Annotated in this window: 20 protein-coding genes, 2 tRNA genes and 5 pseudogenes; 21 read left to right on the top strand and 6 right to left on the bottom strand. The window is 67.9% G+C overall.

Features of this window, described 5'->3' with window-relative positions; translation table 11 throughout:
• Nucleotides 1-22: 22 nt before the first annotated feature.
• The 8 genes and pseudogenes from rapZ (at nt 23) to G4G29_RS11795 (ending at nt 6,591) form a co-directional block, all read left to right on the top strand.
• On the top strand, nt 23-895 hold the full coding sequence (rapZ, locus tag G4G29_RS11830; RefSeq protein ID WP_183150261.1) for an RNase adapter RapZ: 873 nt from the start codon (nt 23-25) through the stop codon (nt 893-895).
• A gap of 67 nt (nt 896-962) precedes the next feature.
• Nucleotides 963-1,939 (top strand): annotated as a pseudogene (gene whiA / locus G4G29_RS11825) (DNA-binding protein WhiA).
• A gap of 212 nt (nt 1,940-2,151) precedes the next feature.
• Nucleotides 2,152-2,778: a superoxide dismutase gene (locus G4G29_RS11820; RefSeq protein WP_183150260.1), complete on the top strand. Its 627-nt coding sequence runs from the start codon at nt 2,152-2,154 to the stop codon at nt 2,776-2,778.
• Between the two features lie 114 nt (nt 2,779-2,892).
• A complete protein-coding gene (gap, locus tag G4G29_RS11815; protein ID WP_183150259.1) occupies nt 2,893-3,903 on the top strand; it encodes a type I glyceraldehyde-3-phosphate dehydrogenase in 1,011 nt (336 codons plus the stop codon).
• Nucleotides 3,904-3,913: 10 nt separating this feature from the next.
• A pseudogene (locus tag G4G29_RS11810) lies at nt 3,914-5,126 on the top strand (phosphoglycerate kinase).
• Nucleotides 5,117-5,908 (top strand): triose-phosphate isomerase, encoded by a 792-nt coding sequence (tpiA, locus tag G4G29_RS11805; protein ID WP_183150258.1) that lies wholly within the window; start codon nt 5,117-5,119, stop codon nt 5,906-5,908. The pseudogene G4G29_RS11810 and the gene tpiA overlap by 10 nt, the downstream one beginning before the upstream one ends.
• Nucleotides 5,909-5,989: 81 nt before the next feature.
• Nucleotides 5,990-6,238, top strand: coding sequence for a preprotein translocase subunit SecG (gene secG, locus G4G29_RS11800; RefSeq protein ID WP_183150257.1), 249 nt, complete (start codon nt 5,990-5,992; stop codon nt 6,236-6,238).
• Nucleotides 6,238-6,591 (top strand): RNA polymerase-binding protein RbpA, encoded by a 354-nt coding sequence (locus G4G29_RS11795; RefSeq protein WP_183150256.1) that lies wholly within the window; start codon nt 6,238-6,240, stop codon nt 6,589-6,591. Before secG ends, G4G29_RS11795 begins: the two co-directional genes overlap by 1 nt.
• Before the next feature lie 74 nt (nt 6,592-6,665).
• Here G4G29_RS11795 and G4G29_RS11790 read toward each other — a convergent pair whose 3' ends face one another.
• The 3 genes from G4G29_RS11790 to G4G29_RS11780 all read right to left on the bottom strand — a co-directional run bounded on the left by G4G29_RS11790 (nt 6,666) and on the right by G4G29_RS11780 (nt 8,095).
• Nucleotides 6,666-7,733, bottom strand: coding sequence for a hypothetical protein (locus G4G29_RS11790; RefSeq protein ID WP_183150255.1), 1,068 nt, complete (start codon nt 7,731-7,733; stop codon nt 6,666-6,668).
• Nucleotides 7,730-7,900, bottom strand: coding sequence for a hypothetical protein (locus G4G29_RS11785; protein ID WP_183150254.1), 171 nt, complete (start codon nt 7,898-7,900; stop codon nt 7,730-7,732). The genes G4G29_RS11790 and G4G29_RS11785 overlap by 4 nt, the downstream gene beginning before the upstream one ends.
• A gap of 124 nt (nt 7,901-8,024) precedes the next feature.
• Nucleotides 8,025-8,095, bottom strand: a tRNA-Gly gene (locus tag G4G29_RS11780).
• 123 nt (nt 8,096-8,218) lie between these two features.
• On the opposite strand from G4G29_RS11780, the gene G4G29_RS11775 reads away from it, so the two are divergent.
• The 12 genes and pseudogenes from G4G29_RS11775 to G4G29_RS11725 all read left to right on the top strand — a co-directional run bounded on the left by G4G29_RS11775 (nt 8,219) and on the right by G4G29_RS11725 (nt 18,351).
• Nucleotides 8,219-8,292: transfer RNA gene (locus tag G4G29_RS11775), tRNA-Pro, on the top strand.
• Nucleotides 8,293-8,355: 63 nt separating this feature from the next.
• Nucleotides 8,356-9,840 carry a trigger factor gene (tig, locus tag G4G29_RS11770; RefSeq protein ID WP_183150253.1) on the top strand — a complete coding sequence of 495 codons (1,485 nt, stop codon included), beginning with the start codon at nt 8,356-8,358 and terminating at the stop codon, nt 9,838-9,840.
• A 71-nt stretch (nt 9,841-9,911) separates the two neighbouring features.
• The gene (locus G4G29_RS11765) at nt 9,912-10,406 is read left to right on the top strand and encodes a tetratricopeptide repeat protein (RefSeq protein WP_183150252.1); all 495 of its coding nucleotides are present in this window, start codon (nt 9,912-9,914) and stop codon (nt 10,404-10,406) included.
• Between the two features lie 82 nt (nt 10,407-10,488).
• Nucleotides 10,489-11,082 carry an ATP-dependent Clp protease proteolytic subunit gene (locus tag G4G29_RS11760; RefSeq protein ID WP_183150251.1) on the top strand — a complete coding sequence of 198 codons (594 nt, stop codon included), beginning with the start codon at nt 10,489-10,491 and terminating at the stop codon, nt 11,080-11,082.
• 20 nt (nt 11,083-11,102) lie between these two features.
• A complete protein-coding gene (locus tag G4G29_RS11755) occupies nt 11,103-11,744 on the top strand; it encodes an ATP-dependent Clp protease proteolytic subunit (protein WP_183150250.1) in 642 nt (213 codons plus the stop codon).
• A gap of 153 nt (nt 11,745-11,897) precedes the next feature.
• The gene (locus tag G4G29_RS23475; RefSeq protein WP_274601166.1) at nt 11,898-12,314 is read left to right on the top strand and encodes a sugar-binding domain-containing protein; all 417 of its coding nucleotides are present in this window, start codon (nt 11,898-11,900) and stop codon (nt 12,312-12,314) included.
• Nucleotides 12,311-12,826: a sugar-binding domain-containing protein gene (locus G4G29_RS23470; protein WP_258566824.1), complete on the top strand. Its 516-nt coding sequence runs from the start codon at nt 12,311-12,313 to the stop codon at nt 12,824-12,826. Before G4G29_RS23475 ends, G4G29_RS23470 begins: the two co-directional genes overlap by 4 nt.
• Nucleotides 12,823-13,823, top strand: a pseudogene (gene deoC / locus G4G29_RS11745) (deoxyribose-phosphate aldolase). The gene G4G29_RS23470 and the pseudogene deoC overlap by 4 nt, the downstream one beginning before the upstream one ends.
• Nucleotides 13,824-13,836: 13 nt before the next feature.
• Nucleotides 13,837-15,276: pseudogene (locus tag G4G29_RS11740) on the top strand (aldehyde dehydrogenase family protein).
• Nucleotides 15,273-16,124 carry an aldehyde dehydrogenase family protein gene (locus G4G29_RS11735; RefSeq protein WP_183150249.1) on the top strand — a complete coding sequence of 284 codons (852 nt, stop codon included), beginning with the start codon at nt 15,273-15,275 and terminating at the stop codon, nt 16,122-16,124. The pseudogene G4G29_RS11740 and the gene G4G29_RS11735 overlap by 4 nt, the downstream one beginning before the upstream one ends.
• Before the next feature lie 176 nt (nt 16,125-16,300).
• Nucleotides 16,301-17,569, top strand: coding sequence for an ATP-dependent Clp protease ATP-binding subunit ClpX (gene clpX, locus G4G29_RS11730; RefSeq protein WP_183150248.1), 1,269 nt, complete (start codon nt 16,301-16,303; stop codon nt 17,567-17,569).
• A complete protein-coding gene (locus tag G4G29_RS11725; protein ID WP_183150247.1) occupies nt 17,566-18,351 on the top strand; it encodes a hypothetical protein in 786 nt (261 codons plus the stop codon). The genes clpX and G4G29_RS11725 overlap by 4 nt, the downstream gene beginning before the upstream one ends.
• Nucleotides 18,352-18,425: 74 nt before the next feature.
• Here the strand turns inward: G4G29_RS11725 and G4G29_RS11720 are convergent.
• Nucleotides 18,426-20,476 (bottom strand): annotated as a pseudogene (locus tag G4G29_RS11720) (M3 family metallopeptidase).
• Between the two features lie 121 nt (nt 20,477-20,597).
• Here G4G29_RS11720 and G4G29_RS11715 point away from each other — a divergent pair.
• Complete coding sequence (locus G4G29_RS11715) at nt 20,598-21,221, top strand: helix-turn-helix domain-containing protein (protein ID WP_183150246.1); 624 nt, start codon at nt 20,598-20,600, stop codon at nt 21,219-21,221.
• Between the two features lie 237 nt (nt 21,222-21,458).
• Here G4G29_RS11715 and G4G29_RS11710 read toward each other — a convergent pair whose 3' ends face one another.
• Nucleotides 21,459-21,674 carry a hypothetical protein gene (locus G4G29_RS11710; RefSeq protein WP_183150245.1) on the bottom strand — a complete coding sequence of 72 codons (216 nt, stop codon included), beginning with the start codon at nt 21,672-21,674 and terminating at the stop codon, nt 21,459-21,461.
• Complete coding sequence (valS, locus tag G4G29_RS11705; protein WP_183150244.1) at nt 21,674-24,289, bottom strand: valine--tRNA ligase; 2,616 nt, start codon at nt 24,287-24,289, stop codon at nt 21,674-21,676. The genes G4G29_RS11710 and valS overlap by 1 nt, the downstream gene beginning before the upstream one ends.
• Nucleotides 24,290-24,351: the final 62 nt, after the last annotated feature.

Genomic DNA, 24,351 nt, shown 5'->3' with positions numbered 1-24,351 from the left:
GGGAGAGGGAGCGCTGAGAGAGATGGCTGACGGGGAGAAGGGCGAGTTCCTCATCGTCACGGGGATGTCCGGCGCGGGTCGGACCACCGTGGCGAACGCGCTCGAGGATCTCAGCTGGTACGTCGTCGACAACCTTCCCCCGCAGATCCTGCGCCCCCTGCTCGACCTGACCGACATGGGCGGGGACGCGCTTCCGAAGGTCGCCGCCGTCGTCGATGTCCGCGGACGAAACCTGTTCGACGACTTCCCCGGCGTGGCGCGGGCGCTGCGCTCGCGGGGGTCCGTCCGGGTCCTGTTCCTCGATGCGTCCGACGATGTGCTGGTGCGCAGGTTCGAATCGGTGCGTCGACCGCACCCGCTCCAGGCTGGTGGCACGCTGCTCGACGGCATCCGCACCGAGCGGACCAGGCTCGCGCCGATCCGTGAGGCCGCGGATCTGGTCATCGACACCTCGGGCCTGAACATCCACCAGTTGGCCACCAAGGTGTCCGACATCTTCTCCGAAGAGGGTGAGGCCCGTCATCGGGTCACGCTACTCAGCTTCGGGTTCAAGTACGGGCTGCCGACCGATGTCGACATCGTCGCCGACATGCGGTTCCTCCCCAACCCGTTCTGGAACGAGGAACTGCGCGGACTCACCGGCCAGGATGAGACCGTCCGCGATTACGTCCTCTCGCGCGACGGTGCGATGGAGTTCCTCGACGCCTATTCCACGGCCCTCGTGCCTGTGCTGGAGGGCTACCAGCGCGAGAACAAGAGCCACTCCACGATCGCGATCGGGTGCACGGGCGGCAAACACCGCTCCGTGGCGATGTCGGAGGAGCTCGCTCGGCGGCTCGCCGCCATCCCCGGTGTGGCCGTGACCGTCCGTCACCGGGACCTCGGCCGAGAGTAGCGGGCCGCCCGGCCGAGTAAGCTGGACGTTTGCGCCGCGATCCGGCGCGTGAACGTGAAGGAGTGTCGTGGCACTAACCACCGACGTCAAGGCCGAGCTGGTCAGCATCCGCAACGCACCCCCGACGGTGCGTGTCGCGGAAGTGACCGCGATCCTCCGGTTCGCCGGTGGGCTGCATTCGATCGCCGGTCGCGTGGCCGTCGAGGCGGAGGTGGACGCGGAGACGCTCGCGCGGCGGGTGGCCAGAGACCTCGCGGAGATCTACGGTGTGCGCCCCGAGATCGCTCAGGTGCAGTCGAGCACCGCGAACGAGGGGGCACGCTGGGCCGTGCGCGTGATCGCGCAGGGGAGACGCTCGCCCGCCAGACCGGACTCCTCGACCAGCGTCGTCGCCCCGTGCGCGGACTGCCGAACCGACTCACCACGGGCTCCCGGGCGGAAGTCGCGGGTCTGTGGCGTGGTGCTTTCCTGGCCGCAGGAACGCTCAGCGAGCCGGGCCGATCGGCCATGCTCGAAGTCGTCTGCCCCTCGTCGGAGGCCGCGATGGCTCTGGTGGGCGCCGCCCATCGTCTCGGCGTGGCGGCCAAGGCGCGGGAGGTGCGTGGTATGCCCCGCGTCGTCGTCCGTGAGGGTGAGGCGATCCGCACGATCCTGAACGAGATGGGCGCGCAGAAGACGGCCGTCGCGTGGGAAGAGCTGCGCCAGCGACGCGAGGTGCGTGCCGGCGTCAACCGACTGGTCAACTTCGACGACGCGAACCTGCGGCGCTCGGCGCAGGCCGCGGTGGCCGCTTGCGCGCGCGTGGAGCGCGCACTCGAGATCCTCGCCGACGAGGTGCCGGATCATCTGAAGGTGGCCGGAGAGCTCCGTCTCGCACACCGCGACGCCAGCCTCGACGAACTCGGGCACCACGCTGACCCGCCCCTCACGAAAGATGCCGTGGCCGGACGCATCCGTCGCCTGCTGGCGATGGCCGACAAGCGTGCGCAGCAGGAGGGCATCCCCGGCACCGAAGCGGCCGTCCCGGTCGGTCTCGACGTCTGAGGGTACGGCGTCCGGCGGGCTCGGCATCGGTCGATGAGTCCGGGATCGCTGCTCTCGCCGACCAGGATGACTCGATGTGTCAACCCCCGGAAGGATCCCGTCCGACGCCGTGTTGTCGTCACTAGGATGAGAGATGTCCGCTCTTCGTCGCACATCGGCGGCGCGGAGGATCGGCAAGCGCCGCGGCGCGGCGCGGATTGGATGAAAGCGACATGGCGACCTACACGCTCCCCGACCTTCCCTACGACTTCGCAGCCCTCGAGCCGCACATCAGCGGCAAGATCATGGAGCTGCACCATGACAAGCACCATGCGACCTATGTCGCCGGCGCGAACACCGCTCTCGAGCAGCTCGCCGAGGCCCGTGAGAGCGGCAACCTCGCGAACGTGAACAAGCTCGAGAAGGATCTCGCCTTCAACCTCGGCGGTCACGTCAACCACTCGATCTTCTGGACCAACCTGTCGCCGAACGGCGGCGGTCAGCCCGAGGGCGAGCTGAAGTCCGCGATCGACGAGTACTTCGGCTCGTTCGAGAAGTTCCAGGCGCACTTCACGGCTGCGGCGACCGGGATCCAGGGCTCCGGCTGGGCAGTGCTCAGCTGGGACTCGATCGGATCGCGCCTCATCATCCAGCAGTTGTTCGACCAGCAGTCGAACACCGCGCAGGGCACGATCCCGCTGTTCCAGCTCGACATGTGGGAGCACGCCTTCTACCTCGACTACCTGAACGTGAAGGCCGACTACGTGAAGGCCGCGTGGAACATCGCCAACTGGGAGAACGTGGCGCAGCGTCTCGAGGTTGCCCGCAAGCAGACGAACGGCCTGCTGGTACTGTCGTAATCGGGTCGCGTCCCGACGGGCCACGGCTCGTCGGGACGCCCTCTCAGCCAAAAAATCCGCGTATGACGCATGCTGCCAAGCTGCGCACAGCGCACGAGAAACAGGGAGACCTGAGTGTCTGTCAAGATCGGTATCAACGGCTTCGGCCGCATCGGACGCAACTACTTCCGCGCGGCTCTCGCGCAGGGCGCAGACCTTGAGATCGTCGCGGTCAACGACCTCACCGACAACAAGACCCTGGCGCACCTGCTGAAGTACGACTCGGTCGGCGGCGTCCTCGACGCCGAGATCAGCTACGACGACGACAGCATCACCGTCAACGGCAAGGCGATCAAGGCCTTCGCCGAGCGCGACCCCGCCAACCTCCCGTGGGGCGAGCTGGGCGTCGACATCGTCATCGAGTCGACCGGCTTCTTCACGAAGGCGGAGCTGGCCAAGAAGCACATCGAGGCCGGGGCCAAGAAGGTCCTCATCTCGGCCCCCGGCACGGGCGTCGACGGCACGTTCGTCATGGGCGTGAACGAAGACACGTACAACCCGGAGACCGACCACATCATCTCCAACGCGTCCTGCACCACCAACTGCCTCGCGCCGCTGGCTCAGGTCTTCAACGACGCTTTCGGCATCGACCGCGGCTTCATGATGACGGCACACGCGTACACGGCCGACCAGAACCTGCAGGACGGCCCGCACAGCGACCTGCGCCGTGCCCGTGCGGCCGCGATCAACATCACCCCGGCTTCGACCGGTGCGGCCAAGGCCATCGGCGAGGTGCTCCCGGAGCTCCAGGGCAAGCTGAGCGGCTCGTCGTACCGCGTGCCGGTTCCCACCGGATCGATCGTCGACCTCACCCTCATCACCGACCGCGAGAACCTGACGGTCGACGAGGTCAACGAGGCCTACAAGAAGGCCGCTGCCGAGGGTCGACTGGCCGGGTACCTGCAGTACAACGAGGACCCGATCGTGTCGAGCGACATCGTGCACAACCCGCACTCCTCGATCTTCGACTCGACGCTGACCAACGTCAGCGGCAACCTGATCAAGGTGTCCAGCTGGTACGACAACGAGTGGGGCTACTCCAACCGTCTCGTCGACCTGACCGAGTACGTGGCCGAGCGCCTCTAAGCTCAGGAACATGACTCTGCGCACCCTGGACACCCTGGGGTCGCTCGAGGGCAAGCGCGTCATCGTCCGTTGTGATCTCAATGTCCCGCTCCGGGACGGGATCATCACGGACGATGGCCGCGTTCGCGCCTCGCTGCCGACCCTCAACGCACTCATCAACGCGGGAGCCCGCGTCGTCGTGTGCTCTCACCTCGGGCGACCGGATGGCGCGCCCGATCCGCAGTACAGCCTCGAGCCCGTCGCGCAGCGGCTCTCCGAGCTGCTCGGTGCTCCTGTCGCGTTCGCACGCGACACGGTCGGCGAGTCGGCACAGGAGGCCGTGGCCTCGCTCGAGGACGGCGGGGTCGTCGTCATCGAGAACCTGCGATTCAACCCCGGCGAGACGTCGAAGGACGCTTCGGAGCGGGGCGCGTTCGCGGCGGAGCTCGCGAAGCTCGGCGACGTGCTCGTCTCCGACGGGTTCGGCGTGGTGCACCGCAAGCAGGCGAGCGTGTACGAGCTCGCCGAACTGCTGCCATCGGCGGCCGGTCTTCTGATCGCGACCGAGCTCGACGTGCTCGACCGGCTCACCGAGAATCCCGAGCGTCCGTACGCGGTCGTCCTCGGCGGCTCCAAGGTGAGCGACAAGCTCGGCGTGATCTCGCACCTGCTGCCGCGGGTCGACAGGATCCTCGTCGGCGGCGGAATGCTGTTCACCTTCCTCAAGGCGCAGGGTCACGACGTGGCCTCGAGCCTGCTGGAAGAGGACCAGCTCGACACCGTTCGCGGCTACATCGCAGAAGCGGCCGAGCGCGGTGGAGCTCGTGCTCCCGACCGATGTCGTCGTCGCGGCGTCGTTCGGCGCTGATGCGGCTCACGAAGTCGCCGCAGCCGACGCGATCGAGTCGACCCCGTTCGGCGCCTCCGGCATCGGACTCGACATCGGCCCGGAGACGGCTGCGCGTTTCGCCGAGGTCATCCGCGCGTCGAAGACCGTGTTCTGGAACGGCCCGATGGGCGTGTTCGAGTTCCCGGCGTTCGCGGCGGGCACCAAGACCGTGGCGCAGGCGCTCACAGAGGTCGACGGCCTCAGCGTCGTCGGCGGCGGCGATTCCGCGGCTGCTGTGCGTCAACTGGGCTTCTCCGACGACGAGTTCGGTCACATCTCGACCGGCGGCGGCGCGAGCCTCGAATTCCTCGAGGGCAAGAAACTACCTGGGCTGGAGGTCCTCGGATGGGCGTGAACTCCCGTACCCCGCTGATCGCGGGAAACTGGAAGATGAATCTCGACCACCTTCAGGCGGTCGCCTTAGTGCAGAAGCTGCACTGGACGTTGAAGGACGCGAAGCACGAGGACGGTTCGGTCGAGGTGGCGGTCTTCCCGCCGTTCACCGACATCCGCAGCGTGCAGACGCTGATCGACGCCGACAAGATCCCGTTCGCGCTGGGTGCGCAGGATGTGTCGGCACACGACGCCGGCGCGTACACCGGCGAGATCTCGGGGGCTTTCCTGGCGAAGCTCGACGCGAAGTACGTCATCATCGGGCACTCCGAGCGTCGTGAATACCACGCCGAGGGCGACGACGTCGTGGCGGCGAAGGTGCAGGCGTCGCTCAAGCACGGCCTCGTGCCGGTGATCTGCGTCGGAGAGACCGCCGGCGACCTGGACAAGTTCGGAGCCAGCGCGGTTCCGGTGTCGCAGCTCGAGGCGGCGCTCCAGGGCGTCTCGCCGAAGGCGGACATCGTCGTGGCGTACGAGCCCGTATGGGCGATCGGCTCCGGTCAGGCGGCGACGCCGCAGCAGGCGCAGGACGTCTGCGCAGCCCTGCGCGCCGTCATCGCGAAGGTCCTGGGCGACGAGGCCGCCGCGCGCACGCGCATCCTGTACGGCGGTTCGGTGAAGGCGGCGAACATCGCCAGCTTCATGCGCGAGCCCGATGTCGACGGCGCTCTGGTCGGCGGAGCGAGCCTCGTCGTGGACGAGTTCGCCGCCATCATCCGCTTCGAGAAGCACGTCGGCGTGTGAGTGCAGCGGGGCTGCGGCCCCGCTGCACCGTATACTTGACCGTTACGGGGGCGCTCCGGCCCCAGCGAAAGGCTCTTTCTCGTGGCAATTCTCGAGTTCGTCCTGCAGGTCGTGCTGGGCATCACCAGCGTTCTGCTGACCCTCCTCATCCTTCTGCACAAAGGTCGTGGCGGCGGTCTGTCCGACATGTTCGGCGGCGGCATGACCTCCGCGGTCGGGTCGTCCGGCCTCGCGGAGCGGAACCTGAACCGCTTCACCGTCATCCTGGCCCTGACGTGGTTCATCTCCATCGTCGCCCTGGGCCTCATCACGAAATTCGAGGTCATCTGATGGCTACCGGTGGAAACGCGATCCGTGGAACCCGCGTGGGTTCCGGTCCCATGGGCGAGCAGGACCACGGCTACCACGCCGACCGCATCGCGGTCTCCTACTGGGACGGGCTCGGCAACGAGACCGTGCGCTACTTCGCCGCCGGCCTTCCGGAAGACGAGATCCCCGAGATCATCGATCACCCGCAGAGCGGTCTCCCGGCAGGTCGCGACAAGGAGAACCCTCCTGCTCTCGCGAAGGCCGAGCCGTACAAGACGCACCTCGCCTACGTGAAGGAGCGTCGCACCGACGAGGAAGCCGTCCAGCTGCTGGACGATGCGCTGACGCAGTTGCGCGAGCGCCGGGGGCAGTGACCTCCGCCTGACATCGAAGAAGCCGCCGCGAGTCATCGCGGCGGCTTCTTCCGTCTCCGGTCCGGGTCGAGGCCTCAGCGGCAGCCGGCCGCCGCGTCGATGTAGTTCTGTGGCGGGTAGCCGTATGCCCACACCCCGTTGGCGTCGTCCGTGAATCCCATGCTGATGGCCCAGGCCGTCGCCCACTTCTCGATGCTGTCCTGCGTCGACGAGTCGTACATGCCCTCGCATTTCACGCTGATCGCATGGCCGACCTCATGTGCGACGAGAGCCCTGCTCCGTTCTGCCGGCCATTGCTCGGCGACGGAGTCGGAGAGCTCGATCGTGGCGCGCCCTGGATCATCCCACCACCATGTCGTGTACCCGCCCATGCTGCCGTCGTAGCCGGCGCCGTTCACGACGGGAGACCAGTCGAACTCCAGCAGCACCCCGGGCGCGAGAGATCGGGCGAACGCCTCGATCTCCAAGCGCTGGGTCTTCAACGGCCCCGACTTCTCCGCCATCTCCTCCGCCTCGGTGGAGACGACCTGCGCCGCAGCCGTCTGCAGGGCGAGGTACGCGGAGGCCGCGGTGTCGTCCAGGACGGTCGTCTCCACGGCATCGGAGGCCGCACTCCGCAGGGCGATCACGGCCTCGTTGCGTGCCGAGCGGTGAGCTTCCTCGAAATCGGGGGCGGCCTCGCCCGCTGCGGAGACGAGCGACAGGCCGCCCTGCGTGACGCGCTCGTCGGCCGAGGTCATGTCGGTGATCGCCGCGCGCAGGTCGTCGTCGAGTTTCTCCACCTGGGTGAGACGGCGCTCCCAGAGCTCGGTGGCGCCGAACAACTCCCAGAACCAGATGGGCTTGTCTCCCATCGTGGGCACGTCGCCTGCCGAGGCGGCATCCGCCCTCGTCGCGGCGGTCTCGGCGTCGGCCACGGCCTCGCTCAGTGTCGCTTCGAGTTCCGGATCGACAGGGATGGCGCGCGTCTGTGCGCTGAGGATCTGCGACGCTGCTTGCGTGGTGACGCGCAGATCGGCCGCTTCCCGTTCGGTCTGCGACTTCGTTCCGTTCGTCGTCGTCGCGGCGTCTTCGTACCGCGCTGCCGCACTGTCGTACCCGAGGTTCGCCGCCAGTTGTGCCACCGCGATGGCGGCGATCACCGCCACGCCGCAGAGCAGCCCGATGACGAGGTTCTTGGCAGGCCGGCGCCGCGTGCGCGGTCGAGCGGGGAGTGCTCGCGGGAGGCGAACCGCTGCGGGAGCCCGTGATCGCCACCGTCCGTGCGCGGCGGCTCGTCGCCCTGGTGCGGCCGGGATGGGGCGGTCACGTCGTGCCCATTCGGAGTGCCTTCCGGTCGGAGACTGCGTACGTCAATGCTGTCAGGCTTTGCGACCACCCGACACGGGAATGCGAGAAGGCCCCCACCGTGTAGTGGGGGCCTTCTCAAGCGGAGGGGCTGACGGGAATCGAACCCGCATCATTAGTTTGGAAGACTAAGGCTTTACCACTAAGCTACAGCCCCGCGTCTCCGGGAAATCCCGGGAACGGGCCGGAATCTCATCTCCGGACTCATCGATCATAGCGGACTGTCGAGGGTGTTCTCGTCCGTTAGACTCGGTGGGGCTGAATCCGCGTGCGGATTCCCCGGGGCGTAGCTCAGTTTGGTAGAGCGCCCGCTTTGGGAGCGGGAGGTCGCAGGTTCAACTCCTGTCGCCCCGACACGGCCCCCACGGACCTTACGGCCGCGATACCGCGCGGAAATCACGAGGAGAACACACCAGCATGGCGAACAGCACCGTCGAGAAGCTGACCCCGACCCGGGTCAAGCTCAGCATCACGGTCACCCCTGACGACCTCAAGCCCAGCATCGCTCACGCGTACGAGCACATCGCCCAGGACGTCCAGATCCCCGGCTTCCGCAAGGGCAAGGTCCCGGCGCCCATCATCGATCAGCGCATCGGGCGTGGAGCCGTCATCGAGCACGCGGTGAACGAGGGCCTGGACAAGTTCTTCCGGGACGCGACCGCCGAGCACAAGCTGCGCGTGGTCGGTCGTCCGTCCGCAGACATCACCCAGTGGCCGAACGAGAAGGACTTCTCGGGCGACCTGCTCGTCGACATCGAGGTCGATGTCCGTCCCGACATCGAGCTTCCCTCCTACGACGGGATCACCGTGACGGTCGACGCCGTCGAGGCCGACGAGGCAGCGCTCGACGCCGAGCTCGACAACATGCGTGCGCGCTTCGGCACGCTGGTCCCGGTCGACCGCCCCGCAGCGAAGGGCGACTTCGTCGAACTCGACCTCGTCGCCACGATCGACGGCGCCGAGATCGACCGCGCTGAGGGCGTCTCCTACGAGATCGGCTCCGGCGAGCTGCTCGAGGGCATCGACGACGCGATCGAGTCGCTCACCGCCGGTGAGGACACCACGTTCCGCTCCGCTCTCGTCGGCGGCGACCACGCCGGCTCCGAGGCCGAGGTCTCCGTGACCGTCAAGGCCGTCAAGGAGCGCGAGCTCCCCGACGCCGACGACGACTTCGCGCAGATCGCGAGCGAGTTCGACACGATCGCCGAGCTCCGCGAGAGCCTGGCCGAGCGGGTCGCCCAGCAGGGCGTCTTCACGCAGGGCTCTGCCGCGCGTGACAAGCTCGTCGAGGTGCTCCTCGAGCAGATCGAGATCCCGGTCCCGCCGCAGCTGATCGAGGACGAGGTGCACAACCACCTCGAGGGTGAGGGTCGTCTCGAGGACGACGTGCACCGCGCCGAGGTCACCGAGGCGAGCGAGAAGCAGTTCCGCACGCAGGTGCTGCTCGACACGATCGCCGAGCAGGCCGACGTGCAGGTCTCGCAGGAGGAGCTCAGCCAGTACCTCATCCAGTCCGCTGCCCAGTACGGCATGGCGCCGCAGGAGTTCGTCGAGGCGCTGCAGTCCTCGAACCAGCTTCCCGCTCTCGTCGGCGAGGTCGCCCGCAACAAGGCGCTCGCGATCGCCCTCGGCAAGGTGAAGGTCGTCGACAGCAACGGCAAGGCTGTCGACCTGTCCGACTTCATCGTCACCGACGACGAGGCTGCTGACGCCGAGGCCGAGGCTGAGACCGAGGAGAAGCCCGCCAAGAAGACCCCCGCCAAGAAGCCCGCTGCCAAGAAGGCTCCGGCGAAGAAGGCCGCCGACGCTGACGCCGACGAGGCTCCCGCCGAGAAGCCGGCTGCGAAGAAGCCCGCTGCCAAGAAGGCTCCGGCCAAGAAGGCTGCCGACAAGGCCGAGTGATCGACACGATCCGGTGAAGAGGGCGGGTGCTGCGGCATCCGCCCTCTTTTCCATCCGAGGGGAGAGCGGCGATGAAGACGTGGGATGAGCGCATCGACGAGGTGTGGGACGACGCGACCGGCGAAGAGGTCGGCGACGACACGATCGCACGTATCGATGCGCTGGCGGCAGAGCGCGGTGCGGACGACGCCCGCGCAGAATTCGAGCGTGCCGGCGCGAGGGACTCGGCAGGACGGCCGGCAGAGGCCGTCGTGCTGTATCGGAGGGCTCTCGAGCTCGGGCTCGACGACGAACACCGTCCGCAGTGCGTGATCCAGTTGGCGAGCTCGCTGCGCAACCTGGGGGAGTACGAGGATGCTCTCGCCGTGATCCGCGCGGAGGAGGAGCTGTCGGCTGAGGGGCCGTACCGTGACGCGGTCGCGACGGTCCATGCGCTGATCCTCGCCAGTGCCGGGCGCCCTGCGCAGGGACTGTCGGTGGCGCTGCTGGCGCTCGTGCCGCATCTCCCGCGCTACCACCGGTCGATGACCGCATACGCCCACGAGATCGCGGACGCCGACACCTGATATGCCGACGGCGAACACGGCCTGGGTGCTGCGTTGTCGCCGGTAGATTCGAAATCACTGAAACACGGAACCAGGAGCTGACATGGCTGAACCCCTCGTCGCGACAAGCGTCTTCGACAGGTTGCTGAAGGACCGCATCATCTGGCTCGGCTCGGAGGTGCGAGACGAGAACGCGAACGAGATCTGCGCGAAGATCCTTCTTCTCGCCGCAGAGGACTCCGAGCGAGACATCTACCTCTACGTGAACTCGCCCGGCGGCTCGATCACCGCGGGCATGGCGATCTACGACACGATGCAGTTCGTGCCCAACGACATCGTCACGGTCGGCATCGGGATGGCCGCCTCCATGGGGCAGCTGTTGCTGACGGCCGGCACCAAGGGCAAGCGGTACATCACGCCCAACGCGCGAGTGCTGCTGCACCAGCCGCACGGTGGCTTCGGCGGCACGTCGAGCGACATCCAGACCCAGGCGCAGCTCATCATGTCGATGAAGAACCGCCTGGCAGAGATCACCGCCGCCCAGACCGGCAAGTCGGTCGAGCAGATCAACGCCGACGGAGACCGCGACCGCTGGTTCACGGCCGAAGAGGCGCTGGAATACGGCTTCGTCGACCACATCCGCGAATCGGCCTCCGACGTCATCGGCGGCGGCGGAACCGACCAGGACACCGAGTAACGGAAAGCGAAAGGACACTCATGTACACACCCACCTTCCGCTCAGCCGGCGACCTGCCCTCCAGCCGCTACGTGCTCCCGCAGTTCGAGGAGCGCACGGCCTACGGCTTCAAGCGTCAGGACCCGTACAACAAGCTGTTCGAGGATCGCGTGATCTTCCTCGGCGTGCAGGTCGACGACGCCTCGGCAGATGACGTGATGGCGCAGCTCCTCGTTCTGGAGAGCCAGGACTCCGAGCGTGACATCACCATGTACATCAACTCGCCCGGTGGCTCCTTCACCGCGATGACGGCCATCTACGACACGATGCAGTACGTCGCGCCGCAGATTCAGACGGTCGTGCTGGGTCAGGCGGCCTCGGCGGCCTCGGTGCTGCTCGCCGCCGGTGCTCCCGGCAAGCGTCTCGCTCTGCCGAACGCCCGCGTGCTGATGCACCAGCCGGCGATGGGGGAGGCCGGTCACGGACAGGCCTCCGACATCGAGATCCAGGCCGCGGAGATCCTGCGCATGCGCACGTGGCTCGAGGAGACGATGGCTCGTCACACCGGCAAGCCGGTGGAGCAGGTGAACCGCGACATCGATCGCGACAAGATCCTCTCGGCCAAGGAAGCGCACGAGTACGGCATCGTCGACCAGGTGCTCACCTCGCGCAAGCGCGCCTGAGCCCGTTCGATCCCGAAGGGCGTCCGTCATCTCGACGGGCGCCCTTCGTCGTGCCCGGCGGATGTGCAGGGCAACCCGTATCGCTGCGCATATGAGCAACATGATGCGCGAACGCAGGATCGGGCTTAGTCTGGAACGAGGAAGGAGGCTGCCGTGGAAGATGATCTGCTCATGGTTCGGGTCGCCGAGCTCTACTACGACGAGGACAAGACCCAGGATGAGATCGGCGGGCTCCTCAAGGTCTCCCGGTGGAAGGTGGGCCGCCTTCTCACGCAGGCCAAGGACCGCGGTATCGTGCGCATCGAGATCGTGCACCCGCGGGCGCGTCGACTCGGCCTGGAACGGCTCCTGGTGGAGCGGTTCGGCCTGACGGACGCCGTCGTCGTCCCGGCTCCCGACGGAGACGACGGAACTCTGGAACGGGTCGCACAGGCGGCGGCCGACTTCCTGACGGCGTTGCGGCCCGTCCCACGGACTCTCAGTTGGGGTCGCACGCTCCGCGCCGTCGCGGAGGCGCTCCCCGACGGCTGGGCCAACGGCGTCACCGTGGTGCAGCTCAACGGGGAGTGAGCCTCAACCGGCGATCGGGTGGCGCGGCGGGGCTCGCCGTCACGATCGCGCAGCGCGCCTCCGGCCAGGTCTCGCTTCTTCCGAGCCCCGCCATCCTCGAGCGGGTCGAGACGAAGCAGGCCATCGAATCCGACCGCACCGTCGCCGCCGTGCTGGAGGAAGCTGCCGAAGCGCAGGCCTTCCTCTTCACCGCCGGCCCGTGCGATGCCTCATCCGCGCATGTCGAGAACGGTTACCTCACCACGGAGGAGGTCGAAGAGCTCGCGCGACGTGGCGCGGTCGGAGACGTCCTGGGGCGGTACGTCGACGCCGAGGGCAACATCGTCGACTCGCAGCTCGACGCACGCACCGTCGGCGTCTCGCTCGACCGGTTGCGGGGAGCCCCGCGAGCGATCTTCGTCACGGCGGGCCCCGCCAAGCACGACATCGCACGGACAGTGGTGACCAGCGGCCTGTGCGGCGTTCTGGTGACCGATGAGACCACAGCACGAGCATTGTTGGAGGAACAGTGACCACCACAGCACTCAGCCGCAGGACGGCGGTGGATGTCCTCGGCGGAGAACCGGACGACGCCACCCTCCGGCGCTTTCTGCACGGACTCCCCGGCGTGGACGCCGTCGGACTGGAGCAGCGCGCCGCCGGACTCGGGACCCGATCGATCAAGACCACCTCGAAGGCGTGGGCGCTCGACACGATCATCAGACTGATCGACCTGACCACACTGGAGGGGGCCGACACCCCGGCAAGGTGCGCTCGCTCGTCGCGAAGGCGAAGAATCCGGATGCCGCCGACCCGTCCGCGCCTCGCGTCGCGGCCGTCTGCGTCTACGGAGACATGGTCGGCGACGCTGTCTCCGCCCTGGGCGGCCTGCACGGGGATCCCGACGACGGCCTCATCTCGGTGGCGGCCGTGGCCACGGCGTTCCCGAGTGGGCGCGCGTCCCTGGCGATCAAGCTCGCAGACACCGCGGAGGCGGTGGCCGCGGGCGCCGACGAGATCGACATGGTGATCGATCGCGGCGCGTTCCTCTCCGGCCGCTACGGCATGGTGTTCGATCAGATCGCACAGGTCAAGGAGGCCTGTCGCCGCGCGGATGGCTCGTCCGCCTCGCTCAAGGTGATCCTCGAGACCGGTGAGCTCAACACCTACGACAACATCAAGCGCGCGTCGTGGCTCGGGATCCTCGCCGGCGGCGACTTCATCAAGACCTCGACGGGCAAGGTGCAGCCCGCGGCGACCCTGCCGACGACGCTGCTCATGCTCGAGACCGTGCGCGACTGGTACCGCGGCACGGGGGAGAAGATCGGCGTGAAGCCGGCCGGCGGCATCCGCTCCTCGAAGGACGCCGTGAAGTACCTCGTCACGGTCGCCGAGACCGTCGGCGAGGAGTGGCTCCAGCCGCACCTGTTCCGCTTCGGCGCCTCCAGCCTCCTGAACGATGTGCTCCTGCAGCGCCAGAAGCTCACCTCCGGCCATTACTCGGGCCCCGACTACGTCACGATCGACTGACGGGAAGACGAACATGTCATTTCTGGAATACGCTCCCGCACCGGAGTCCACCGCGATCCTGAATCTCAAGGACAGCTACGGCCTGTTCATCGATGGAGAGTTCGTCGACGGCTCCGGCGCTCCGTTCGCCACGATCTCGCCGGCGACCGAGAAGCACATCGCCGAGATCGCCTCCGCGAGCGACGCGGACGTCGACCGTGCGGTCGCCGCTGCTCGTCGTGCCTATGACAAGACCTGGTCGAGGATGAGCGGCCGCGACAGGGGCAAGTACCTCTTCCGCATCGCGCGCCTCGTGCAGGAGCGTGCGCGCGAGCTCGCCGTCGCCGAGAGCCTCGACAACGGCAAGCCGATCAAGGAGAGCCGCGACGTCGACGTGCCGCTCGTCGCCTCCTGGTTCTTCTACTACGCAGGCTGGGCCGACAAGCTCGATCACGCCGGACTCGGTGCGAACCCGCAGGCGCTCGGCGTCGCAGGGCAGATCATCCCGTGGAACTTCCCGCTGCTGATGCTGGCGTGGAAGATCGCGCCCGCCCTCGCGGCGGGCAACACCGTCGTGCTGAAGCCCGCAGAGACCACGCCGTTGACGGCGCTGATCTTCGCGGAGATCCTGCAGCAGGCCGACCTCCCCGCGGAGTCGTCAATATCGTCACGGGAGCCGGCGCCACGGGGGCGACCCTGGTGCGCCACCCCGACGTCGACAAGGTCGCCTTCACGGGATCGACCGGTGTCGGACGACATCGCGCGCGCCGTCGCCGGCACGAAGAAGAAGGTCACGCTGGAGCTGGGCGGCAAGGCCGCCAACATCGTGTTCGACGACGCGCCGATCGACCAGGCCGTCGAGGGCATCGTGAACGGCATCTTCTTCAACCAGGGACACGTCTGCTGCGCTGGCAGCCGCCTGCTGGTGCAGGAGTCGATCCACGACGAGGTCGTCGACCGGCTCAAGACGCGCCTGTCGACGCTGCGTCTCGGCGACCCGCTCGACAAGAACACCGACATCGGAGCGATCAACTCCGCGGCCCAGCTCGCCCGCATCCGCGAACTCAGCGACATCGGGGAGGCCGAGGGCGCCGAGCGGTGGACCGCCGATTGCGCGATCCCGGAGCAGGGCTTCTGGTTCGCCCCGACGATCTTCACCGGCGTCGAGGCATCGCACCGCATCGCCCGTGACGAGGTCTTCGGCCCCGTGCTCTCGGTGCTCACGTTCCGTACACCGGCGGAGGCGGTCGCGAAGGCGAACAATACGCCGTACGGCCTCTCCGCGGGCATCTGGTCGGATAAGGGATCCCGCATCCTCGCCGTCGCCGACCGCCTGCGCGCGGGCGTGATCTGGGCCAACACCTTCAACCGCTTCGACCCGTCGAGCCCGTTCGGCGGCTACAAGGAGTCCGGATACGGTCGCGAAGGCGGTCGTCAGGGACTCACCGCCTACCTCAAGGGAGCCGCAGCATGAGCAAGCGTCTGACCGTGCCGAAGACGTACAAGCTCGCGATCGGAGGCGCCTTCCCGCGCAGCGAGTCCGGACGCACGTACGAGGTGCTCTCCCCGAAGGGCGCATTCCTCGCGAACGCCGCCAAGGGCTCCCGCAAGGATGCTCGCGACGCGGTGGTCGCCGCTCGCGCCGCGGTCAAGGGCTGGTCGGGTGCGACCGCCTACAACCGCGGGCAGGTGCTCTACCGCGTCGCCGAGGTGCTCGAGGGTCGCCGTGCCCAGTTCATCGACGAGATCGTCGCGCAGCAGGGGCTGTCTTCCTCCGCCGCAGCAGCGCAGGTCGACGAGGCCATCGATCTCTGGGTCTGGTATGCCGGGTGGTGCGACAAGTACGCACAGGTCGCGGGCAATGCGAATCCGGTGTCTGGCCCGTACTTCAACATCTCGGTCCCCGAGCCGACCGGTGTCGTGGCGATCGTCGCGCCGCAGGACTCCGCATTGCTCGGGCTGGTCTCGGTCGTCGCCCCCGCGCTGGTCGCCGGGAACACGGTCGTCGTCATCGCGAGCGAGCAGCATCCACTCTCGGCCATCAGCCTCGCGGAGGTGCTCGCCACGAGCGACGTCCCCGGTGGTGTCGTCAACGTGCTGACCGGTTCGCCCGCCGAGATCGCCCCCTGGCTGGCATCCCACCAGGACGTGAACGCCCTCGACCTGGCGGGAGCGGGCGATCTCGAGTGGGTCGACATGCAGATCGCGGCCGCCGACACCCTGAAGCGCGTCCTCACTCCGGGTGATGTCGTCGCCTCGCCGGAGCGTATCGGCGCCTTCACCGAGGTGAAGACCGTGTGGCATACGAAGAGCATGGTCTGACGCGCTCCGCCGATCTCGTGAGGGGTCGGGAATCGCCGCTCCGGAACCGGAGATAGCGGCAGTTCCTGACCCTTCACGTGTCACGACCCGATGTCGAGTGCCTCCAATGCGGCCCGGTGTCGTATGCAGCGGTTAGGCTCGAAGGACGATCTCTGATCCCCCATAGGAGGACGCGCATGGCCCGTATCGGTGAAAGCGCTGACCTGTTCAAATGCTCGTTCTGCGGAAAGAGCCAGAAGCAGGTGCAGCAGCTCATCGCCGGCCCCGGCGTGTACATCTGCGATGAGTGCGTCGAGCTGTGCAACGAGATCATCGAGGAGCGGATGGCGGAGTCCTCCGCCGACGGCGTCGCCGAGTTCGAGCTGCCGAAGCCCCGAGAGATCTTCTCCTTCCTCGAGGAGTACGTCGTCGGCCAGGAGCCGGCGAAGCGCGCCCTCTCCGTCGCCGTCTACAACCACTACAAGCGCGTGCGCGCTCACGGCACGCTGCAGACGGCGGAACAGCGCGCCGAAGAGGTCGAGATCGCGAAGAGCAACATCCTGCTCATCGGTCCCACCGGTTGCGGCAAGACGTACCTCGCGCAGACGCTCGCCAAGCGCCTGAACGTGCCCTTCGCCGTCGCCGACGCCACCGCGCTCACCGAGGCCGGCTATGTCGGTGAAGACGTGGAGAACATCCTCCTCAAGCTCATCCAGGCCGCCGACTACGACGTCAAGCGCGCCGAACAGGGCATCATCTACATCGACGAGGTCGACAAGATCGCCCGCAAGGCCGAGAATCCCTCGATCACCCGCGACGTGTCGGGCGAGGGTGTGCAGCAGGCGCTCCTGAAGATCATCGAGGGCACCGTCGCCTCCGTGCCGCCGCAGGGGGGTCGCAAACACCCGCACCAGGAGTTCCTGCAGATCGACACCTCCAACGTGCTGTTCATCGTCGCCGGCGCTTTCGCGGGTCTCGAAGACATCGTGTCCGCCCGCGTGGGCAAGCACGGCATCGGCTTCGGAGCCCCGCTGCACGACAAGGGCAAGGACCTCGACCTCTTCAGCGAGGTTCTTCCGGAAGACCTGCACAAGTTCGGGTTGATCCCCGAGTTCATCGGCCGTCTCCCCGTCGTCACGAACGTCTCGCCCCTCGACCAGACGGCGCTGATCGACATCCTCACCGGCCCTCGGAACGCGCTCGTGAAGCAGTATCAGCGCATGTTCGAGATCGACGGTGTGCAGCTCGAGTTCGAAGAGGAAGCCCTCCGCTCCATCGCCGACCTCGCGGTCGAGCGCAAAACCGGAGCACGCGGACTCCGGGCGATCCTCGAAGACGTCCTCGGCCCGATCATGTTCGAGATCCCCTCGGCGGAAGACGTCGCGAAGGTCATCGTCACCCGCGCGGCTGTCGACGAAGGCGCACCGCCCACCATCGTGATGGAGCGCAAGCGCAAGAGCGCGTGACCTCTCGCCGCTCGCTGGGGCAGGGAGTCGCGACACTGCTCGCGATACCGGCGGCGGCGATCGTGCTCGCGGGGATCGTGCTCGTCACCGTCTTCCTGGTCTCCACGCGGGACAAGGACGGCGATGATGTGGCCGACGGCACAGTCGAGCACGTGGCGGATGCCCTGGCCGATGACCTGCGCGGCGCGCGAGACCTCACGGATGCCGCGACCGTCGCTGCCGAGATGTTCCACTCCCGAAGCGCGACCGTCGAGCCGCTGACCTGGAGTGGCACGCTCAGCGACGGCGGCGGCATCGTGATCGAAGCCCGCATCAGCGCCGTCGTCGAGGAGAGCAGCAGTGGGGCGCTCTTCGCGCCGTCGACGTCGGCGGGATCCTCCGAGCGGTGCTACCGGTACGCGGTGACCGCGTCGGGGAAGGTCGCCCACGAGGAGATCCCGTGCTCGGGGATCGCGGAGCCGGTCGCTCCTCCCGCGTCGACCCGTCCCGAACTGCCGCTGGACACGGTGGAACGCGTGGATCGGGTGCTCGCCGCCTCGGGCGGCACCGACCCGACCCAGGCGCTGCGGGACGAGTTCCCCGACGCCCACGTCATCGTGCAGGTCGAGCAGACCGCCGGCGGCGAGTGGGTCGTCGCGGTCGGTGTGACTCCGGGGACCGATTGCGTCCTCCGCGTGCGGCGGACGACGGGAGACGTCGTGTCGCCGCCCTACGATCGGATCTGGCTCGAGCCAGGGGAGACCGGTTGCTCGCCGGCGCTGTACACCGCACCGCCGCGCTGACGCGGCCAAGGCAGAGCCTCGACACCGCGTCAGGATCGGTCACCTGCGCGTCGCCCCGGAGCTGACGGGCTCTCTCAGGAGTCGAGTCCCCGGCGTTTCAACAGCGGCTCGATCGCGGCGTCGCGACCGCGGAAGTCCCGATACGCCTCGAGCGGATCCTTCGAACCACCGACGCCGAGCAGACGGTCGCGGAACCGGTCGCCGTTCTTCCTCGTCAGTCCACCGTTGTCTCGGAACCACTCCACCGTGTCGGCATCGAGCACCTCGCTCCAGATGTACGAGTAATAGCCCGCACTGTAGCCGCCGGAGAACACGTGGGCAAAGTACGTCGACGAGTAGCGTGTGGGTACGGCGGGATCGTCCAACCCGATGTCGGCAAGCGCCGCAGCCTCGAAGGCGGCGACATCGTCGACGTCCTCGTCGGCGGCCAGCCGGTGCCACGCCTGATCGAGCCAGGCTGCGGCGAGGTACTCGCTGGTCGCGTGTCCTTGATCGAACGTCTCGGTCGCACGCAGCCGCTCGACGATGGCCGGGTCGAGCGGAGCACCCGTCTCGAAATGGCGTGCGTAGTTGTCCAGGACCTCGGGCCAGAGGATCCACATCTCGTTCACCTGGCTCGGGAACTCCACGAAGTCACGGAACACGTTGGTCCCGAGAAGTGCGGGTACGTCACGGTCGCGAAGAGACCGTGCAGCGCGTGACCGAACTCATGGAAGAGCGTGGTGACCTCGTCGAGCGTCAGCAGCGTGGGTTCGCCCTCGCCGGGCAGGGGCACGTTGAGGTTGTTCACCACCACGGGGGAGGTGCCGCGCAGCCGGGATTGGCTCACCATCGCGTTCATCCATGCTCCGCCGCGCTTGGAGTCGCGGGTGTACAGGTCGAGCACGTAGAGGCCCAGCGGCGAGCCGTCGTCGTCGCGCACCTCGAACACGCGGGCGCCGGGATGATACGCGACCAGGTCGTCCCTCTCCGAGAAGGTGATGCCGTACAGCTGGGTCGCAGCGAAGAAGACGCCGTCCTGCAGCACCCTCTCCGCTTCGAACCACGGACGCAGCGCACTCGCATCGATGTCGTATCTGGCGGTGCGGATCCGCTCCGTGTAGAACGCCCAGTCATGGGCCTCGATCTCGAAGGGTTCGGCCTCGGTGTCGTCCACGACGGCCTGCAGAGCCTCCCGCTCGGACCGGGCGTTGCGGGCCGACGGTTCGGCCAGTCGCCGCAGCATCTGCTCCACGGCCTCAGGAGTTCCCGCCGTCTCGTCGGCGGTGACGTAAGCGGCGTGTGAACCGTAGCCGAGAAGGCTCGCGCGCTCGGCCCGCAGACCCACGATCTCGCGCAGCACGGCACGGTTGTCGTTCGCGTTGCCCCGCGAAGCCCGCGCCAGCGAGGCCGCCATGATGCGCCGCCTCGACTCCCGCACGCGCAGTTGGGCAAGGGCGGGATGACCGGTGAACAGAGGGAGCGTGAGGAGGAGCCTGTCGTCGAGCCCGCGGTCGGCGGCCGCGCGTATCGCAGCCGACAGCTCGCCGGCGTTGAGCCCGTCGAGCTCGTCCGCAGAGTCGAAGACCACGGCCAGAGCGTTCGTGTCGTTCAGAAGATTGCGCTCGAACGTGTTGGTCAGCGTCGAGAGTCTCTGGTTCAAGGCGGTCAGCTGCGCTTTGGCATCGTCGCCGAGCGCAGCGCCGGCGTGCGTCATCTCGCGGTGCCGGCGCTCCACCAGATATCTTTGCTCCGCGTCGAGGCCGAGGGCGTCCCGCTGCTCCCACACCTGCTGCACCCGCCAGTACAGCGCGCCGTCGAGCGTGATCGCGTCCTGATGTGCAGCCATGAGCGGAGCGAGATGCTCATCGATCTCCTGGATCTCGGACGTCGCGTCCGCCGAGCTGACGGTGTAGAAGGTGTGCGCGACGCGGTCGAGCAGCTCGCCCGATCGTTCCAGCGCCTCCAGAGTGTTCTCGAAAGTCGGCATCGACCGCACCATGGTGATGCGTGAGACCTCGCGCAGCTGCTCCGCGAACCCTGCCTGGAAAGCAGGGAGATAGTGCTCGGGGCGGATGGCTCCGTAGTCCGGGAGTCCGAAGGGGAGCTGCGACGGCTGCAGGAGCGGGTTCGTGGCGTCGGTCATGCTCCGAGCCTAGCCACCGGCCTGTCTGAGGATCGGGAGCGAAGCGCACAGGGAACGAGGGGGTTGAGAAGATGCAGAGGAACACTTGCAAAGAACTGTTTGCAAGGGTATCTTTGCATTCATGAACGAAGACATCCAGGTGCGGACACTCGATGCCGGAGCCCTGAAAGCGCTGGCGCATCCGCTCCGCGTCAAGATCTTCGACCTGCTCGCGGCACGCGGACCGCAGACCGCCAGTTCCCTTGCGGCGCTCGTCGGCGAGAACTCGGGATCGACCAGTTACCACCTCCGCGCCCTCGCCGCTCACGACCTCATCCGCGAAGTCGAGGGGAGGGGCACGGCGCGGGAGCGGTGGTGGGAGCGTCCCAAGGGGCGCATCGACGTGCCGGGGCCCGATGAGATGACATCGCCGGCGAACCGCGCCGCGGCGCAGATCGTGACCTCGGAGTTCTTCCGCCTGCGGCACGAGACGCTGATGGCTTATCTCAACCGGTCGAGCGCCGATGTCCCCGAAGAATGGCGCGACGTCGGCATGACGATGACGACCCATCTCGACCTCACGCCCGCTCAGGCCCTGGCGCTCAGGGGAGAGCTGGAGACGACCATCGAGCGCGCCATCGAGCGCTTCCGTGGGCAGACCGGTGCCGACGTGCGGCGGGTCTCCCTCCGCGCCGAACTCTTCGACCTGCCGACGCCGCAGTCAGCATCTTCCGACACGCCGGACGACGGGCGGACGGCATCATGACCAGCGCAACGCTGCCCCTGTCCGCCCGACCCAGGCCGAGCGCGGCCTGCTGCGATTGGCGGCACGCCTCACGGCGTACGTCGAGCACCGCATCGACCGGCGTGCCACGAAGCGGAGTCTCGCGCTCGACCTTCTCCGCGAGCAGCAGGCGCGACGAAACGACCCGCGGACGGTGGACCATCTGCTCGCGCAGATGGGACTGAACCGGCGCTGACGGGTCGGCTCGACGCCGGGAGATCAGTCCTCGAAGGGACGAGCCACGACGTCGCCCGAGGCGGTCTGGAAGACCTCCCAGCCCGCATCGAGCTCGGCGATCGCGCGGCCCTCGAGCCAGGTGAGGGTCCAATGCCCGGTGAGGCCCTTCGACTCCACTTCGGCGATCGCGGGTCGCAGCGATGCGGGGACCGAGGCCGGAGCCTCCGATCCCGTCGCCCACCTCGTGCCGAGCTGCATCAGGAGGCCTCGACCGGGGCGAGCTCGATCGCGGTGACCGCGAACTCCTCGGCCTCGGTGATCTCGAGTTCCGCGATCCGGCCGACCGCGCGAAGATCGTCGGCGGCTGCACGGAGAGCCTCGACCTTCGCGGCCGGAGCCGCGATCGCTGCGCGGGAGACCGGAGTCTTCTGCGAAGCCTTCGCCTCGGTCTTCGCGCGACGGATGCCGATGAGCGCCTCGCTCGCCACCGCCAGCACGGCAGGATCGCCCTCGATGCCGAGCGCCTCCGGCCAGGCGGCGGTGTGCACGGAACCCTCCTCGAACCACGACCAGGCCTCCTCCGTGGCGAAGGAGAGCACCGGCGCGAGCAGTCGGAGCAGCGTGGACAGCGCCAGACGCAGCGCGAGAGCGGCCGATGCCTGCCCCACGTCGGTCTGGTTGTAGGCGCGCTCCTTCACGAGCTCCAGGTAGTCGTCGCAGAACGTCCAGAAGAACGCCTCCGTCACCTCGAGCGCCCGCGCGGCGTCGTAGCGGTCGAAGGCCTTCGTCGCCTCGGCCACCACCGCGTCGAGAGCCGCGAGCATCGAGGCGTCGAGCGCGTGGGTCACCTGTGCACCGGAGGGCACGGGGAAGGACAGCACGAACTTCGCCGCGTTGAGCACCTTGATCGCCAGGCGGCGGCCGATCTTCACCTGCGTCGGGTTCTGCGGGTCGAAGGCCGCGTCCATGCCCAGGCGGCTCGACGCCGCCCAGTAGCGCACCGCGTCGGAGCCGTGGGCGTCGAGCACGTCGGCCGGAGTGACCACATTTCCCTTCGACTTCGACATCTTCTTGCGGTCGGGGTCGACGATGAAGCCGGAGATCGCGGCGTTGCGCCACGGAGCGCGGCCGTCTTCGAGCGTCGAGCGCAGCATCGTGGAGAACAGCCACGTGCGGATGATGTCCTGCCCCTGCGGGCGCAGGTCGAACGGTGCGGTGAGCTGCCACAGCTCCTCGTCGCGCTGCCATCCGCCCGCGAGCTGCGGAGTCAGCGAGGAGGTCGCCCACGTGTCGAGGATGTCGGCCTCGGCGTCGAACCCTCCCGGCACGCCGCGCTGGTCTTCGGTGTAGCCCGCGGGGACATCCGTCGTGGGGTCGATCGGCAGCGCAGCCGCGTCGGGTGTCAGCACCCGCTCGTAGTCGCGGTCGCCGTTGTCGTCGAGGCCGTACCAGAGCGGGATCGGCACGCCGAAGAAGCGCTGGCGTGACACGAGCCAGTCGCCGGTCAGGCCGCCGACCCAGTTCTCGTAGCGCACCCGCATGAAGTCGGGGTGCCACGCGAGCTCCTGCCCGTGGGCGAGGAGCCGATCGCGCAGGTCGCCGTCACGCGCCCCGTTGCGGATGTACCACTGGCGGGTCGAGACGATCTCCAGCGGCCGATCGCCCTTCTCGAAGAACTTCACGGCGTGGTTGAAGGGCTTGCCGACGGCGGTCATGTCGCCGGTCTCCTGCAGCTTCTCCACGATCGCCCTGCGGGCGCTGAACACGGTCTTGCCCGCCACGTTCTCGGCGTACCAGGCGCGCGCGTCGGCGGCGGTCACGATCGACGGGGCCTCGGGGAGGAAACGGCCGTCGAGGCCGATCGCCGTCATGTTCGGCAGGGACTCGCCGGCAGCGGTGCGCAGCTCGCGCCACCAGATGATGTCGGTCACGTCACCGAAGGTGCAGACCATCGCGGCGCCGGTGCCCTTGTCGGGCTGTGCGAGGTGGTGACCGTGGATCTCGATCTCGGCGCCGAAGAACGGAGTGCGCACCTTCGTGCCGATGAGGTGCTTGTGCGGCCCCTCGGGGTGGGTCACGATCGCGATGCAGGCGGGGAGGAGCTCGGGGCGCGTGGTGTCGATCGCGATGGAGCCGGAGCCGTCCGCGAAGGGGAACTCGATGGTGTGGTACGCGGCCTGCTGGTCGCGGTCCTCGAGCTCGGCCTGCGCGATCGCGGAGCGGAAATCGATGTCCCACAGCGTCGGCGCGAGAGCCTGGTACGCCTCGCCGCGCTCGATGTTGCGCAGGAACGCGAGCTGGCTCTGGCGGATCGTGTCGTCGGAGATCGTGCGGTACGTCTGCGTCCAGTCGACGCTGAGTCCGAGCTGGCGGAACAGCGCCTCGAACTGCTTCTCGTCCTCGATCGTGAGGCGCTCGCACAGCTCGATGAAGTTGCGGCGGCTGATCGGCTGCTGGTCGGCGGCGCGGCTCGACTTGTTGTCGCCGCCCTCGAACGGCGGCGTGAAATCGGCGTCGTAGGGGAGCGAGGGGTCGCAGCGCACGCCGTAGTAGTTCTGCACGCGGCGCTCGGTGGGCAGCCCGTTGTCGTCCCAGCCCATCGGGTAGAACACGGTCTTGCCGCGCATGCGCTCATACCGCGCCTTGACGTCGGTGTGCGTGTAGGAGAACACGTGACCGATGTGGAGGCTGCCGGAGGCCGTCGGCGGCGGGGTGTCGATCGAGTACACGCCCTCACGACCGCGCTCGGCGGCGCGCAGACGGTCGAACAGGTACGTGCCCCGCTCCGCCCATGCCGCATCCCACTTCGCTTCGAGGCCTTCGAGTGCGGGCTTGTCGGGAATCGGGTTCTGCGCCGTTTCGGAAGCAGGCATGGAGGTCTCCTCGAGCGATTTATGCGGCACTGTGTGAGCGTGCCTGAGTGTGGGTGGTGCCG

It is taken from the genome of Microbacterium sp. Se63.02b, assembly GCF_014171575.1.
Lineage (GTDB): Bacteria > Actinomycetota > Actinomycetes > Actinomycetales > Microbacteriaceae > Microbacterium.
This window is presented reverse-complemented; position numbering and strand designations above follow the sequence as displayed.

Excerpts from the sequence above, each read along its gene's own strand:
- G4G29_RS11760 (WP_183150251.1), top strand. The coding sequence starts at position 10,489 with ATGGCTGAACCCCTCGTCGCGACAAGCGTCTTCGACAGGTTGCTGAAG.
- G4G29_RS11755 (WP_183150250.1), top strand. The coding sequence starts at position 11,103 with ATGTACACACCCACCTTCCGCTCAGCCGGCGACCTGCCCTCCAGCCGC.
- rapZ (WP_183150261.1), top strand. The coding sequence starts at position 23 with ATGGCTGACGGGGAGAAGGGCGAGTTCCTCATCGTCACGGGGATGTCC.
- tpiA (WP_183150258.1), top strand. The coding sequence starts at position 5,117 with ATGGGCGTGAACTCCCGTACCCCGCTGATCGCGGGAAACTGGAAGATG.
- tig (WP_183150253.1), top strand. The coding sequence starts at position 8,356 with ATGGCGAACAGCACCGTCGAGAAGCTGACCCCGACCCGGGTCAAGCTC.
- G4G29_RS11795 (WP_183150256.1), top strand. The coding sequence starts at position 6,238 with ATGGCTACCGGTGGAAACGCGATCCGTGGAACCCGCGTGGGTTCCGGT.
- G4G29_RS11820 (WP_183150260.1), top strand. The coding sequence starts at position 2,152 with ATGGCGACCTACACGCTCCCCGACCTTCCCTACGACTTCGCAGCCCTC.
- G4G29_RS11765 (WP_183150252.1), top strand. The coding sequence starts at position 9,912 with ATGAAGACGTGGGATGAGCGCATCGACGAGGTGTGGGACGACGCGACC.
- valS (WP_183150244.1), bottom strand. The coding sequence starts at position 24,289 with ATGCCTGCTTCCGAAACGGCGCAGAACCCGATTCCCGACAAGCCCGCA.
- G4G29_RS11710 (WP_183150245.1), bottom strand. The coding sequence starts at position 21,674 with ATGCAGCTCGGCACGAGGTGGGCGACGGGATCGGAGGCTCCGGCCTCG.
- G4G29_RS11715 (WP_183150246.1), top strand. The coding sequence starts at position 20,598 with ATGAACGAAGACATCCAGGTGCGGACACTCGATGCCGGAGCCCTGAAA.
- G4G29_RS11735 (WP_183150249.1), top strand. The coding sequence starts at position 15,273 with ATGAGCAAGCGTCTGACCGTGCCGAAGACGTACAAGCTCGCGATCGGA.
- clpX (WP_183150248.1), top strand. The coding sequence starts at position 16,301 with ATGGCCCGTATCGGTGAAAGCGCTGACCTGTTCAAATGCTCGTTCTGC.